The sequence below is a fragment of the Streptomyces sp. ITFR-16 genome, assembly GCF_031844705.1.
Classification (GTDB): domain Bacteria; phylum Actinomycetota; class Actinomycetes; order Streptomycetales; family Streptomycetaceae; genus Streptomyces.
Genome location: NZ_CP134609.1, coordinates 3941505 through 3955488, shown reverse-complemented (window position 1 = coordinate 3955488; position 13984 = coordinate 3941505). Strand labels below are relative to the sequence as shown.

Here is a 13984-nt window from a genome sequence, read left to right as displayed (position 1 = left end):
ATGGACTTCACCCCCAGCGAGGAACAGAGCGCGGCCCAGGGTCTCGCCGCCCGGATCTTCTGTGACCTGTCGACGCACGACCGCCTGGTCGCGGCCGGCACCGGCTCGGACGCCGGGCTCTGGAAGGAGCTCTGTGCCGCCGGGCTGCCCGGCGCCGCCGAGGAGACGGGACTGCTCGGACTGGTGCTCCTGCTGGAGGAGCAGGGGCGCACGACCGCGCAGGTGCCGTTCGCGGCGACCTGTGTGTACGGGCTCCTGGCCGTCGGCGAGCACGGGACGGACGAACAGCGCGAGCGGCTGCTGCCCCGGCTGCGGGAGGGCACGGCGGTGGCGACGGGGGCGTTCCCGGCCCGCGGCGCCGTGCACCCGCAGGCCGACGGCCGGCTGAGCGGCAGTGTGCCGCTGGTGCCGTGGCTGCGGGATGCCACGCATGTGGTGGTCGCCGCCGCGGACCGGACGCTGTGGATCGTGCCGGCCGCCGGCCCCGGGGTGCTGACGGAGCCCGTCGAGACCACGGCCGCGTGGTCGGCCGGCCGGCTCGTGCTGACCGGGGCGCCCGCCGAACGCCTCGGCGGTTCGGGGGCGTACGCGGACGTGCTCGCCACCGCCCGTACGGCGTTCGCCGGGGTGCAGGCGGGGGTGTGCGCCGGCTCGGTGGCGCGCGCGGTCGAGCACACCGGGAGGCGCGAGCAGTTCGGGCGCCCCCTCTCGACCAAGCAGGCGGTCCTGCTGCGGGCGGCCGACGCCCACATGGACACCGAGGCCATCCGGGTCACGGCGTACGAGGCGGCCTGGCGCCGCGACGAGGGTCTGCCGTACGCCGCACAGGCCCTGACCGCCGCCTGGTGGGCGGCCGAGGCCGGACCGCGCGTGGTGCACGCGGGCCAGCATCTGCACGGCGGCACGGGGGCCGACCTCGACCATCCCGTGCACCGCCACTTCCTCTGGGGGCGCCAGCTCGCCGCCCATCTCGGCTGCGGCGGCGCGGTACTTCAGGAGCTCGGCACACTGCTGACGAAGGAGGGCCCGGCATGAGGGGCGGCGAGGACGTGAGGGTCGGTGAGGAGCTGGCACCCCTGGAGATCGCGGTGACCCGCACCCTGATCGTGGCGGGAGCCATCGCCTCCCGCGACTACCAGGACGTGCACCACGACGCGGAGCTGGCACGGGAGAAGGGCTCCCCGGACATCTTCATGAACATCCTGACCACCAACGGCCTGGTCGGGCGGTACGTCACCGATCACTTCGGGCCCTCGACGGTGATCCGGCGGGTGGCGATCAGGCTCGGCGCCCCCAACCATCCCGGCGACACGATGGTGTTGACCGGCACGGTCACCGCGCTCGGTGAGGACGGGACGGCCGAGGTGTCGGTCGTCGGCGCCAACGGACTCGGCAGACATGTCACCGGCACGGTGACCATCGCCGTTCCGCCCGCGACCGGGGCCCCTGGGGAGGCGGCATGAGTGTGCGGAGGGCCGACTCGCTCGGCGGCAGGGCCGCGGTGGCCGGGATCGGGGCGACCGAGTTCTCCAAGGACTCCGGGCGCAGCGAGCTCAAGCTGGCCGTCGAGGCGGTGCGCGCGGCCCTCGACGACGCGGGACTCACCCCTGCCGACGTCGACGGCCTTGTCACCTTCACGATGGACACCAGCCCCGAGATCACCGTGGCCCAGGCGGCCGGCATCGGTGAGCTGTCCTTCTTCTCGCGCGTCCACTACGGCGGCGGCGCGGCCTGTGCGACGGTCCAGCAGGCGGCCCTCGCCGTTGCCTGCGGGGTGGCCGATGTCGTCGTCTGCTACCGCGCGTTCAACGAGCGGTCGGGGCGTCGCTTCGGCTCCGGGGTGCAGCAGCGCGAGCCCACGGCCGAGGGCGCGGCGCTCGGCTGGAACCTGCCGTTCGGGCTGCTCACGCCCGCCTCCTGGGTGGCCATGGCGGCGCAGCGGTATCTGCACACGTACGGGCTGACGCCGGAGGCCTTCGGTCATGTCGCGGTCACCGACCGGCGCCACGCCGCCCGCAACCCGGCCGCGTACTTCCACGGCAAGCCGATCACCCTCGCCGACCATGCCGCGTCCCGGTGGATCGTCGAGCCCCTGCGGCTGCTGGACTGCTGCCAGGAGACGGACGGCGGGCAGGCGGTCGTCGTCACCAGCGCCGAGCGGGCGCGGGACCTGCGGCAGCCCCCGGCCGTCGTCGTCGCGGCGGCCCAGGGTGCCGGGCGGGCCCAGGAGCAGATGACGAGCTTCTACCGGGACGATCTGACCGGGCTGCCGGAGATGGGCGTCGTCGCCCGCCAGCTGTGGCGCACCTCAGGGCTGGCCCCCGCCGATGTCGATGTGGCGATCCTGTACGACCACTTCACCCCGTTCGTCCTGATGCAGCTGGAGGAGTTCGGTTTCTGCGCTCCTGGCGAGGCCGCGGACTTCGTGGCGGCCGACGCCCTCCCCCTGAACACCCACGGCGGGCAGCTGGGGGAGGCGTATCTGCACGGGATGAACGGCATAGCGGAGGCCGTCCGCCAGATCCGGGGGACCTCGGTCAACCAGATACCCGGCGCCTCCACCTCGCTGGTCACGGCCGGTACGGGGGTGCCGACCTCGGGCCTCGTCCTGGGCCGGGACCGGTGAGCGGAGGGCCCGGACGCGCGGCAGGGGCCCCGGGGGCGACCCTGAGTCCTCAAGGACGGCCCCTCCACCTACAGGAGGTGGACGCGGCGCCGGGCCTACACCCTGAGGCGGACGCGGTTTCGGGACCTGGGGGCGATCCCCGGCGAGGCGCCCGCTCCTAGCGTGGAGGCATGACCACGCCAGTCTGCACGGACGCCTCCAGGGGAGCCGCTGCCACCACCTCAGACGCGCCGCGCCTCCCGCAGGCGCCGCACACCGGGCACGTACCGCACACCGGGCACGCGCCGCGTGTGACGCACGGGACGGGCGCCGTGACACACGGAGCGGCGGCTGCCGGGCGGGCGCCCTACGGCGCGCGTGCGCCGTACGTCCCGTATCCGTCGTTCACGTCCTTCGTGAAGGCGCGGGGGCCGGTGCTGCTGCGGGCCGCCCGCTCGCTCACCGCGAATCCGAGCGACGCCGAGGACCTGCTCCAGACCGCGCTGACCAAGACCTATGTCGCCTGGGAGCGGATCGAGGACCACCGGGCGCTCGACGGCTATGTCCGCCGGGCCCTGCTGAACACCCGGACCTCGCAGTGGCGCAAGCGCAAGGTCGACGAGTTCGCCTGCGACGACGTGCCCGAGCAGGAGGCCGTCCCGGGGCCCGATCCGGCCGAGCAGCAGGTGCTGCACGACGCGATGTGGCGGGCCGTGCTGAAGCTGCCCGACCGCCAGCGGGCGATGGTCGTCCTGCGCTACTACGAGGACCTCAGCGAGGCCCAGACCGCCGAGGTGCTGGGGGTGTCCATCGGTACGGTGAAGAGCGCGGTGTCCCGGGCGCTCGGCAAGCTGCGCCAGGACCCGGAGCTGTCCCCGGTCCGCTGAGCCGCCGGTGGCCGTCGGCCCGTCCGCCTGCCCACCATCTGGCTGTCCGGCTGGTGTGAATGTGACCGGCGACACCGATTCGCACTCCCGGGAGTAGTGACATACCGATCGGTATGTGCGCAGAATCAGCGGAAACCTACTGCCGCGTAGCGCCCACCGGGAGGACGCCGTGCTCAGCACCATGCAGGACGTACCGCTGACTGTCACCCGCATCCTGAGCCATGGGATGACCATCCACGGGAAGTCGCAGGTCACGACCTGGACCGGAGAGCCGGAGCCGCACCGGCGAAGCTTCGCCGAGATCGGCCGACGGGCCACCCAGCTCGCCCACGCCCTGCACGACGAACTCGGCATCGACGGCGACCAGCGGGTCGCCACCCTGATGTGGAACAACGCGGAGCACGTGGAGGCGTACCTCGCCATCCCGTCGATGGGTGCCGTGCTCCACACGCTGAACCTCCGGCTGCCCGCCGAGCAGCTGGTCTGGATCGTCAAGCACGCCGACGACAAGGTCGTCATCGTCAACGGCTCGCTGCTGCCGCTCCTCGCGCCGCTGCTCCCCCAGCTGACCTCCCTCGAACATGTCGTCGTCTCGGGCCCCGGCGACCGCTCCGTGCTGGACGGCGCGGCGGTGCGGGTGCACGAGTACGAGGAGCTGATCGCCGGCCGGCCGACCACGTACGACTGGCCCGAGCTGGACGAACGCCAGGCCGCCGCCATGTGCTACACCTCCGGCACCACCGGGGACCCCAAGGGCGTGGTGTACTCCCACCGCTCGATCTACCTGCACTCCATGCAGGTCAACATGTGCGAGTCGATGGGGCTGACGGACAAGGACACCACGCTGGTCGTGGTCCCCCAGTTCCACGTCAACGCCTGGGGGCTGCCGCACGCGACCTTCATGTCCGGCGTCAGCATGCTGATGCCGGACCGTTTCCTCCAGCCCGCGCCGCTCGCCGAGATGATCGAGCGCGAGCGGCCGACGCACGCCGCGGCCGTCCCCACCATCTGGCAGGGACTGCTCGCCGAGGTCACCGCCCACCCGCGCGACCTCACCTCCATGGCCAACGTCACGATCGGCGGCGCCGCCTGTCCGCCCTCCCTCATGGAGGCGTACGACAAGCTCGGCGTCCGCCTCTGCCACGCCTGGGGGATGACGGAGACCTCGCCGCTCGGCACCATGGCCCACCCGCCCGCCGGGCTGACCGAGGAGCAGGAGTGGTCCTACCGCATCACCCAGGGCCGTTTCCCGGCCGGCGTCGAGGCGCGGCTCGTCGGCCCCGGCGGCGAACACCTTCCGTGGGACGGCGAGTCGGCCGGTGAGCTGGAGGTGCGGGGCGCCTGGATCGCGGGCGCGTACTACGGCGGCGCGGACGGCGAGGCGCTGCGGCCCGAGGACAAGTTCAGCGAGGACGGCTGGCTGAAGACCGGTGACGTCGGGGTCATCAGCGCGGACGGCTTCCTCACGCTCACCGACCGCGCGAAGGACGTCATCAAGTCCGGCGGCGAGTGGATCTCCAGCGTCGAGCTGGAGAACGCCCTGATGGCGCACCCGGATGTCGCCGAGGCGGCCGTCGTGGCCGTCCCGGACGAGAAGTGGGGCGAGCGTCCGCTCGCGACGGTCGTCCTCAAGGAGGGCGCCACCGCCGACTACGAGGCGCTGAAGGCGTTCCTCGCCGAGTCGGGCATCGCCAAGTGGCAGCTGCCGGAGCGCTGGTCGGTCATCCCGTCCGTGCCGAAGACGAGCGTCGGGAAGTTCGACAAGAAGGTGATCCGCAAGCAGTACGCACAGGGCGAGCTGGACATCACACAGCTCTGAGGCGGGCGCGGGCGCGGTACGAAGACGGCGAGGGCGGTACGGGAGTGATCCCGTACCGCCCTCGTCGCGCTGTCCGTGACCCCGGCGCGGGTCAGTTCGTCCCGATCTTCGCGAGCAGGTCGACGATGCGCGACTGGACCTCGTCGCTCGTCGAGCGCTCGGCGAGGAAGAGCACGGTCTCGCCGGAGCTGAGCTTGCCCAGCTCCGACTGGTTGATGTCGGCCGAGGTGTAGACGACCAGCGGAGTGCGGTTCAGCTGGCCGTTGGCGCGCAGCCAGTCGACGATTCCGGCCCGGCGGCGGCGTACCTGCATCAGGTCCATCACCACCAGGTTCGGACGCATCCGGGTCGCAAGCGAGACGGCCTCGCTGTCCGTCGCGGCGCACGCGACCTGCATGCCCCGGCGTTCCAGCGTCTGCGTCAGCGCGAGCGCGATGTCCTCGTGCTCCTCGATCAGCAGGACGCGGGGCGGGTGCTGTTCGCTGTCGCGCGGGGCGAGCGCCTTCAGGAGCACGGCGGGGTCGGCGCCGTACGCGGCCTCCCGCGAGGCCTGGCCCAGACCGGCCGTCACCAGGACCGGCACCTCGGCCGCCACCGCCGCCTGGCGCAGCGACTGGAGCGCCTTGCGGGTGATGGGGCCGGTGAGCGGGTCGACGAAGAGCGCGGCGGGGAACGCCGCGATCTGCGCGTCCACCTCCTCGCGCGAGTGCACGATCACCGGCCGGTAGCCGCGGTCGCTCAGGGCCTGCTGGGTGGAGACGTCGGGCGCCGGCCAGACGAGCAGCCGGCGCGGGTTGTCCAGCGGCTCCGGGGGCAGCTCGTCGTCGACGGGCTGCGGCGAGGGCCGGTTGGCGACCTCGACCGCGCCGCCGGGACCATCCAGCGGTTCGGGACCCTCGGCGCCCTCGTCGGGTGCGCCTATCGCGTACGCGCGGCCTTCGGCCGCCGGGGCGGCGAGCAACTGGCCGGAGTCCTGGCCCTGGACGGTGCCGCCTGGGCCGGTGCCACCGGGGCCCGTGGCTGCGGGGCCGGGCTGCGGGGGCTGCGGTTCGGCGGGTGCCGGGGGCGGCGCCGGGGCGCGCTCGTCGGGGTCGGTCTCGGGCGGTGCGGCGAGCTTGCGGCGCCGCCCGGCGGAGCCGCCGCTGAGCGTCTGGTTCTGCTGGTGGGCGATGTGCTGGGCGAAGGGCACGCCCTGGCCGAGCGTCCGCACGCTGAACGCACGCCCCTGCGTCGAGTCCGCCCCGGGCATGGGCGCCTCGGCGGGCAGCGGCTGCCTTCGCGCATCGGGCGCGCGCACCGGCGTACGCGGGCGGACGGCGTCGGGCGCGGACGGGTCCCCCGCGCCGACCGGGCCTGCGGGGCCCTCGGGCCCGGCGCCCCGGACGTCACCGGCGGCGGTACCGGTGGTGTGCGTGGTACGCCCCGCCCCCGGCAGCTCGGGCTCCACGCCGGACGCGGCCGGTCCCTGCCCGGACGCGTCGTCCTGCCCCCAGCCGCCGGGCTGCGCGGGCGGGACGGGGAGGTCGGAGGGTGCGGGCTGCGGGAAGGGGGCGCCCGGGGGCGTGGCGGGGTGCCCCGAGGGGTCGGGGAGGGCGAACGGCGCCGGCCGGTCGGCCGACGGGGCGGGCTGCGGAGCGGTCTGCGCCGCCGGCCCGAGGCTCTGGCCGGGGGCGGGAGGAGCGAGGGGCGCGTCCTGCTCGGGGCCGGCGAACGGGGCGTCCTGGCCGGGCGGGGCGAAGGGCGCGTCCTGGTCCGGGAGCGAGAAGGGCCCGTCCTGCTCCGGAACGGCGAACGGCGCCTGCTGACCGTCCTGCCGGGCGGCGTCGCCACCGTGCCGGGCGCGGCGACGGCCGGTCGGGGCCTGCGAGGGCTGCCCGGTCTGCTGGGCCTGCGGAGGCACAGGGGCGTGCTCCGGCGCGGGGAATCCGGGGGCGTGGGCCCCCGGCAGCGACGCGTCCGGGTGCCCGGGGGCGTGCTCCGGCGCGGTGAATCCTGCGGGCAGCGCCGCCTCCGCATCACCCGTAGTGGGCGGTACGCGGTCGGCGTCGGCCGGCGGGAGAGCGAAGGGGACGCGCGGACCGCTCTGCTCGGCCTGGGCCGCCCGGTCCTGCGCGGCGGACAGCGCCCGCCGGGCCCGGCGCCCGGTCGGCTGCCGTTCCGGGCCGTGCGCCGGCGCACCGGCCGGAGCGTGCTCCCGCGCCCCGGCGCTGTCGTCGAGGTTCGAGTACGCGGCGGGGGCCGTGGATTCCACGGCGTTCGCGACGGCCGGAAGGGCGAGGCGGCTCTCCGCGCGCCGGTGCGCGCGATGCCCGCCGCCCTGACCCGGCTGGCCCGGCGCCTCGGCCGGAACGCCCTGCGGCGGCACGGTCTGGCCGCGCTGCGGGCGGCCACCGGCCCCCTGGGCGCCCTCGGCCGCCGTCACCACGGACCCCTCCGAGGGTGCGCCGGACGTCAGGGCCAGGGCCTGCCCGGGCGCCTGCGCCGCAGCGGCGGTCTCGGCGGGGCTGGGCCGGCCGCGCCTGCGCCCGGAACCCTCGCCCTGCTGGGCCGGGATCAGCTCGTGCGGACCGGCCGCTTCGTGCGCGGCGGCGGTCTCGGGTGCGGGAGAGGGCGTGGCCTCCCGGCGTGCGCGCCGGCGCCCCGTCGGTTCGGCCGCTCCGGTGTCGCCGGGGGCCGCCCCGGGCTCGCCGCCGCCGTCGGAACCGCCCACCGGGCTGTCCAGGAAGGCATCGGTGGAGGACCTGCGCGCCCGGCGCCGCCCCCTGCCGCCCTCGGGCGCCGCAGTCTGCGCGAGGCCCGTCTCCGGGACCATTCCCGCTTCGGGCACCACGGGATCGGGCTCAGGCGGCACAGCAACCGGCGGCATCACGGTCCCGGCCCCCGCGCCCAGCGGCACTTCGAGGACGTACGCGCTGCCGCTCATGCCCGGCATCTCATGGGTCTGGAGCACGCCGCCGTGCGCCCGGACGATCCCGCGCACGATCGGCTCGTGCACCGGGTCTCCCCCGGCGAACGGCCCGCGCACCTCGATCCGTACGACATCACCGCGCTGTGCGGCGGCGACGACGACCGTGGAGTCGACATAGCCGCCGCCCGGCACGAGCCGGGCCTTGCCGGTGGAATCGACGCCTGCGACGTCCGCGACCAGGTGGGCGAGCGCGGTCACCAGACGTCCGGCATCGACCTCGGCCTCGATCGGCGGGGCGTGCACCGCGAACTGGGCGCGGCCCGGACCGATCAGCTCGACCGCGGCGTCGATACCGGCCGTCACCACTCCGTCGAGCAGCACGTTCGTCTTGATCAGCGCCTCGGCGCCGGCGTCCAGGCGCTGGTAGCTCAGCACGTTGTCGACGAGCGTCGTCATCCGCGCGTAGCCGGCGGCCAGGTGGTGCAGGATCTGGTTGGCCTCCGGCCACAGCTGGCCCGCCGGGTCGGCGGCGAGCGTGGACAGCTCGCCGCGCAGCTCCTCCAGCGGCCCGCGCAGCGACTCGCCGAGCACGGCGGTCAGCTGGCCGTGCCGGGCGGTCAGGTCCGTCAGCCGCTCGGCCTGCTCCTCCAGCTCGGAGGCGTACCGCTCCGTGCGGTCGGCCAGTTCGGCGGCGTGCTGTTCGGTCAGCGCGGCGACCTCGGCGGCGTGCCGTTCGGTGAGGCCGGTGATCTCGGCGGTGTGGCTCTCGGTCAGCTCGGCGACCTCGGTCCTGCGCTGCGCGTCGAGCTCCTCGTACGGCCGGCGGTCGGTGAAGGTCATGACGGCGCCGACCAGCTGGTCGCCGTCCCGCACGGGGGCGGTGGTCAGATCGACGGGGACCGGCTTGCCGCTCTTGGACCAGAGGACCTGCCCGCGCACCCGGTGCTTGCGCCCCGACTTGAGGGTGTCGGCGAGCGGCGACTCCTCGTACGGGAACGGCTCGCCCTCGCCGCGCGTGTGCAGGATCAGGGGGTGCAGCTCCTGGCCGCCCAGGTCGCTGGCGCGGAACCCGAGGATCTGCGCGGCGGCGGGGTTGACCAGGACGACGCGGCCGTCCGTGTCCGTCCCGACGACGCCCTCGGCCGCGGCCCGCAGGATCATCTCGGTCTGGCGCTGCGAACGGGCCAGCTCGGCCTCGGTGTCCACGGTGCCCGAGAGGTCGCGCACGACGAGCATCAGCAGTTCGTCGCCCGTATAGCTGCCGTTGTAGGAGCTCTGGACGTCGTTGTACGCCGCCTGCCCGTCCTCCAGGCTGGCGCTCGTCACCTCGACGGGATACTCGTTGCCGTCGGTACGCCGCGCGGTCATCCGCGTGGGCTTGGTCCGGCCCCGCTCGTCCGCAGCCTCCGGCCTCCGCATCGACCCCGGGATCAGCTTGGAGTCGAACTCCGGCAGCAGATCGAGCAGTCCTCGGCCCACGAGCGCGGTGCCCGGGGTCTCGAACATTTCGAGGGCGATGGTGTTGGCGTTGACGACCGTACCGTTGCAGTTGACGAGCAGGAGCCCGTCCGGAAGGGCGTCGAGTATGGCTGCGAGGCGAGCAGCGCCTCGAGATGGCCTGCTGCTCACGACGACGCTTCCTCCCTGATTACTGCACCTTGCCGACAGCGGCCCCATCTTGCCCCTCGGGCCTCAGGCTGTCACTGAAGGAGTCTAAAGGCAGGGGAGGGGCCTGGGGCTGCGGATGAGGGGGAGCTCTCACCAAGGTTCTGTGCATACGGTGTACGACTTCGGCCCGCGAGGTGCCCGGCGGGCCGCCCGTGAGGGGTGCCGCCGCAGCTCACCGTACGTTCGGCAGGACCGGGCGCAGGCTGTTCCAGCGCCCGATCTCGCACCCGTTGGACCGGTCGAACGCGGAGTCGATCCTTCGCCCCTGCAAGGTCCCGGTGATCCGGGCGGTGGCCGGTCCCCCGTACTGCTGGGTGCACATCGCGTCCGCCGGGACCGGCGCGAACGGGTCGGCGTCCTCCCCCTCCAGCTGCGCCAGCCGCTCACAGGCCTGCCGCGCCACCGGGTGGGTGCCGCCGGCGGGCTCGCACTCCAGCTCGTACCGTCCGTCGGCCTCCGGGTTACCCGAGCCGGTGATCACCACGGTCAGATGCGTCCCGCCGTCCTCCTCCTGGAACAGGGACAGGGGCAGCGGGAGCGGAAGGGGACCGGCCGCGGCCGTCGCGGCGGGGGCGGCGGCGGACAGTGCGGCCAGGGACACGACAGCGGTGAGGGCGAGACGGCGCATCATGCGGACTCCTGTGGTCGTGCACGCCGCCGGCGCGGGTCCGGCGGCGGAGGACGTACGGCGGAAGCGGGCGCCTCCGGCATGACTAACGCTCCGCACGCCACGGCGTTGCGCAACCGCGGACGCTTTGCCCTCGTGGCCGACTGCCTAGTACCGTAGGCGGCGATTGGTGACAGGGCGAGCAGCTGTGTCATCATCTGCACGCACCACTCGCGCTCGCGCGAGGTGTGCTGGAGGCGTCGCCTAGTCCGGTCTATGGCGCCGCACTGCTAATGCGGTTTGGGTCTTAAAGCCCATCGAGGGTTCAAATCCCTCCGCCTCCGCGCGATCGCCGAAGCCCCGGGCCACTGGCCCGGGGCTTCGGCCGTTCCAGGGCGCGCCCCCGGGTCGCTCCCTAGCCCGTTCGAGGGTGCGTTCCCGGTGTTTTCGCAGGTCAGGCCGGGTGCGCCTAATGGATTTCGCGTCACGCCGCAGGTCATGTAATGTTGTTCTCGCAACGCCGACGGGGCAGAAAAAAGCCCAGGACGCACAAGCACTCGTAGCTTAACGGATAGAGCATCTGACTACGGATCAGAAGGTTGCAGGTTCGAATCCTGCCGAGTGCACAGCAGACCAGAGGCCCCCAGGAGAAATCCTGGGGGCCTCTGGCGTATGTCCCTACGCGATCCGCTCCCGGATCAGGGCGATGACCTCCGGCGCGTGGTCGTTCAGGTAGAAGTGGCCGCCCTCGTACGTGTGGAAGGTGCAGGGGGCGGTGGTGTGGGTGGTCCAGGCGGTGGCTTCCGGGGGGCTTACCTCGGGGTCCTTGTCTCCGTTGAGGATGGTGATGGGGCAGGTCAGGGGTGGGCCGGGGGTGTAGCGGTAGGTTTCTGCGGCCTCGTAGTCGGCGCGGATGGCCGGGAGGATCGAGCGGAGGAGTTCCTCGTCGGCCAGGACAGCCGGGTCCGTGCCGCTCATGCGGCGGATGGTGGACAGGAGTTGGGCGTCGGGGGCCCGGTGGACCTGTTCGTTCTCGCGGTGGCGGGACGGGGCACGGCGGCCCGAGGCGAAGAGGGTGTGGGGGGTGGTGCCGGCCGCCTCCAGGCGGAGGGCCACCTCGAAGGCGAGGGTCGCGCCCAGGCTGTGGCCGAAGAGGGCCACCGGGCGGTCGCACCACGGGAGGAGTTCGGCGGTCAGGAGGTCGGCCAGGCGGCGGACGTCGGGGACGCAGGGTTCGGCTCGGCGGTCCTGGCGGCCCGGGTACTGGACCGCCACCACGTCCACGGCGGGGGACAGGGCGCGCGAGACCGGGAAGTAGTAGCTCGCCGAGCCGCCCGCGTGCGGCAGGCAGAACAGGCGTACCGGGGCCCCGTCGGAGGGGTGGAAGCGGCGCAGCCAGGCCGTCGCGGGTGCGGAGCGCGTTGTGGTGGTCATCTGGGGGTGTTCCTTCTGCCGTTGGGTCATGGGGCAGGCCAGGTGCCCGGGGGGCGCCAGGCTCGGGCGGGGCCCCAGGTGGCCCGGTGGGGTGCGGAGGGTGCGGGCGGCTCCTGGTTCCTCGTCGCCGCGAGCAGGACCAGGAGGACCGCGGCCAGTTCCGTGGGGGTCGGGGCGCCTCGGTCGATGCGCAGGCGTGGTGGCTCGGTCATGTCAGAACGGTGGGTTGCCGTGCTTGCGTTCGGGCAGAGGCACGTGTTTGGCGCGCAGGACGTCGAGCGCGTCGATCAGCACCTGGCGGGTCGTGGCCGGGTCGATGACGTCGTCGACGAGACCCCGCTCGGCGGCGTAGTACGGGTGCATCAGCTCCTGGCGGTACTGCTTGACCCGCTGGGCGCGCGCCGCGTCCGGGTCGTCGGCGGCGGCGATCTCGCGGCGGAAGACCACGTTGGCCGCGCCTTCCGCGCCCATCACCGCGATCTCGTTGGTGGGCCAGGCGAAGGACAGGTCCGCGCCGATCGAGCGTGAGTCCATGACGATGTACGCGCCGCCGTACGCCTTGCGCAGGATGACCTGGACCCGGGGGACGGTGGCCGCGCAGTACGCGTACAGGAGTTTCGCGCCGTGACGGATGACCCCGTTGTGCTCCTGGTCGCTGCCCGGCAGGAAGCCCGGGACATCGACCAGCGTGACGAGCGGGATGCTGAACGCGTCGCAGGTCTGCACGAAGCGCGCGGCCTTCTCGGAGGCGTGGATGTCGAGGACGCCGGCGAGGGACGCGGGCTGGTTGGCGACGATGCCGACCACATGGCCGTCCAGGCGGGCCAGGGCGCAGATGATGTTGGTCGCCCAGTTGGCGTGGACCTCGAAGAGATCCGCGTCGTCGACGATCTCCTCGATCACCGCCCGCATGTCGTACGCGCGGTTGGGGTCGGCCGGCACCAGGCGGGACAGGGCGTCGCCGCGCCGGTCCACCGGGTCGTCGCACGGGACGGCGGGCGGCAGTTCGCGGTTGTTGGACGGCAGGAGCGAGAGCAGGTGGCGCACCTCCTCCAGGCACTCCTCCTCGGTGTCGTACAGGAACGCGCTCGCGCCGGAGACCGTGGAGTGCACCTCGGCGCCGCCGAGGCCGTTGTGCGTGATCTTCTCGCCGGTGACGGCCTGCACGACGTCGGGGCCGGTGATGTACATCTGCGCGATGTCGCGGACCATGAACACGTAGTCGGTGAGCGCCGGGGAGTACGTGGCGCCGCCGGCGCACGGGCCGAGCATCACGCTGATCTGCGGGATCACCCCGGACGCGGCCACGTTGCGGCGGAAGATGCCGCCGTACCCGGCGAGCGCGGTGACGCCCTCCTGGATACGGGCGCCGGCGCCGTCGCTGAGCGACACGAGCGGGGCGCCCGCCGCCAGTGCGAGGTCCATCACCTTGTGGATCTTCTGCGCGTGAGCCTCCCCGAGCGAGCCGCCGAAGATCCGGAAGTCGTGTGCGTACACGAACACCCTGCGGCCCTCGACCCGGCCCCAGCCGGTGACCACACCGTCGGTGTGCGGCCTGCGGTCCTCCAGGCCGAACCCCGCCGCGCGGTGGCGGCGCAGCTGTTCGATCTCCCGGAAGGTCCCCGGGTCGAACAGCAGGTCCAGCCGCTCGCGCACGGTCAGCTTGCCCCGTGCGTGCTGCGCCTCGGACGCGCTCGGGGAAGGACCCAGCTCCACGGCCTCCTTGATCGCTTCTCGTTCGGCCACTCGGACACTGACATCGGCAACGGTCATGCTCCACCCGTCTCTTCGGCCATCGGGCCCGCCGATGGCGGCGCCCTGGGCAGTGCGTGCCATTGAAGGGGCCGGGGGCGTGCGCGGAGAACACCGACCACCCCCCTGACCGCTCCCGGCCCTTCCGGCACCCCGGCCCAGCAGGCATCTCGCCCCACGCGGCGGCGGTGCGTGGCCGATTCGGCCGGGCCCGTGCGGACGGGCGGCAGGGTCAACACCTGGGGGGATAGGGGTGTCGCGGCCGTTCGGAGCCGACCTAGCGTGCGGTCACCCCGTGGCTGGA

10 protein-coding genes and 2 tRNA genes are annotated in these 13984 nt (G+C 73.6%); 7 read left to right on the top strand and 5 right to left on the bottom strand.

All coding sequences use genetic code 11. The features are described from left to right. From RLT58_RS17405 to RLT58_RS17385, 5 genes are all read left to right on the top strand, one after another. On the top strand, positions 1-1035 hold the full coding sequence (locus RLT58_RS17405) for an acyl-CoA dehydrogenase family protein (RefSeq protein ID WP_311311299.1): 1035 nt from the start codon (positions 1-3) through the stop codon (positions 1033-1035). Then, positions 1032-1463 carry a MaoC family dehydratase gene (locus RLT58_RS17400; RefSeq protein ID WP_311311298.1) on the top strand — a complete coding sequence of 144 codons (432 nt, stop codon included), beginning with the start codon at positions 1032-1034 and terminating at the stop codon, positions 1461-1463. Before RLT58_RS17405 ends, RLT58_RS17400 begins: the two co-directional genes overlap by 4 nt. Continuing rightward, the gene (locus RLT58_RS17395; RefSeq protein WP_311311297.1) at positions 1460-2626 is read left to right on the top strand and encodes a lipid-transfer protein; all 1167 of its coding nucleotides are present in this window, start codon (positions 1460-1462) and stop codon (positions 2624-2626) included. The genes RLT58_RS17400 and RLT58_RS17395 overlap by 4 nt, the downstream gene beginning before the upstream one ends. Positions 2627-2796: 170 nt before the next feature. Then, entirely contained in the window at positions 2797-3492 is a 696-nt protein-coding gene (locus RLT58_RS17390) for a SigE family RNA polymerase sigma factor (RefSeq protein ID WP_311311296.1), read from the top strand. Between the two features lie 169 nt (positions 3493-3661). After that, a complete protein-coding gene (locus tag RLT58_RS17385) occupies positions 3662-5311 on the top strand; it encodes a long-chain fatty acid--CoA ligase (RefSeq protein WP_311311295.1) in 1650 nt (549 codons plus the stop codon). A 91-nt stretch (positions 5312-5402) separates the two neighbouring features. On the opposite strand, the gene RLT58_RS17380 is transcribed toward RLT58_RS17385, so the two are convergent. Both RLT58_RS17380 and RLT58_RS17375 read right to left on the bottom strand, forming a co-directional pair. Further along, complete coding sequence (locus RLT58_RS17380) at positions 5403-9848, bottom strand: response regulator (protein WP_311311294.1); 4446 nt, start codon at positions 9846-9848, stop codon at positions 5403-5405. 211 nt (positions 9849-10059) lie between these two features. Then, the gene (locus RLT58_RS17375; protein ID WP_311311293.1) at positions 10060-10518 is read right to left on the bottom strand and encodes an SSI family serine proteinase inhibitor; all 459 of its coding nucleotides are present in this window, start codon (positions 10516-10518) and stop codon (positions 10060-10062) included. A gap of 229 nt (positions 10519-10747) precedes the next feature. Here RLT58_RS17375 and RLT58_RS17370 point away from each other — a divergent pair. Together RLT58_RS17370 and RLT58_RS17365 are read left to right on the top strand one after the other, a co-directional pair. Continuing rightward, positions 10748-10838: transfer RNA gene (locus RLT58_RS17370), tRNA-Ser, on the top strand. A gap of 209 nt (positions 10839-11047) precedes the next feature. Next, positions 11048-11120: transfer RNA gene (locus RLT58_RS17365), tRNA-Arg, on the top strand. Between the two features lie 52 nt (positions 11121-11172). Here the strand turns inward: RLT58_RS17365 and RLT58_RS17360 are convergent. From RLT58_RS17360 to RLT58_RS17350, 3 genes are read right to left on the bottom strand one after another with little or no spacing between them, the layout of a single operon-like run. Next, entirely contained in the window at positions 11173-11928 is a 756-nt protein-coding gene (locus RLT58_RS17360; RefSeq protein ID WP_311311292.1) for a thioesterase II family protein, read from the bottom strand. A gap of 26 nt (positions 11929-11954) precedes the next feature. Beyond that, positions 11955-12140, bottom strand: coding sequence for an acyl-CoA carboxylase epsilon subunit (locus RLT58_RS17355; protein WP_311311291.1), 186 nt, complete (start codon positions 12138-12140; stop codon positions 11955-11957). A 1-nt stretch (position 12141) separates the two neighbouring features. Beyond that, entirely contained in the window at positions 12142-13701 is a 1560-nt protein-coding gene (locus RLT58_RS17350) for an acyl-CoA carboxylase subunit beta (protein WP_311311290.1), read from the bottom strand. Positions 13702-13984: the final 283 nt, after the last annotated feature.

Bases quoted from the DNA above. Each gene is read 5' to 3' on its own strand.
- RLT58_RS17405 (WP_311311299.1), top strand. From the start codon at position 1: ATGGACTTCACCCCCAGCGAGGAACAGAGCGCGGCCCAGGGTCTCGCC.
- RLT58_RS17400 (WP_311311298.1), top strand. From the start codon at position 1,032: ATGAGGGGCGGCGAGGACGTGAGGGTCGGTGAGGAGCTGGCACCCCTG.
- RLT58_RS17395 (WP_311311297.1), top strand. From the start codon at position 1,460: ATGAGTGTGCGGAGGGCCGACTCGCTCGGCGGCAGGGCCGCGGTGGCC.
- RLT58_RS17390 (WP_311311296.1), top strand. From the start codon at position 2,797: ATGACCACGCCAGTCTGCACGGACGCCTCCAGGGGAGCCGCTGCCACC.
- RLT58_RS17375 (WP_311311293.1), bottom strand. From the start codon at position 10,518: ATGATGCGCCGTCTCGCCCTCACCGCTGTCGTGTCCCTGGCCGCACTG.
- RLT58_RS17360 (WP_311311292.1), bottom strand. From the start codon at position 11,928: ATGACCACCACAACGCGCTCCGCACCCGCGACGGCCTGGCTGCGCCGC.
- RLT58_RS17355 (WP_311311291.1), bottom strand. From the start codon at position 12,140: ATGACCGAGCCACCACGCCTGCGCATCGACCGAGGCGCCCCGACCCCC.
- RLT58_RS17350 (WP_311311290.1), bottom strand. From the start codon at position 13,701: ATGACCGTTGCCGATGTCAGTGTCCGAGTGGCCGAACGAGAAGCGATC.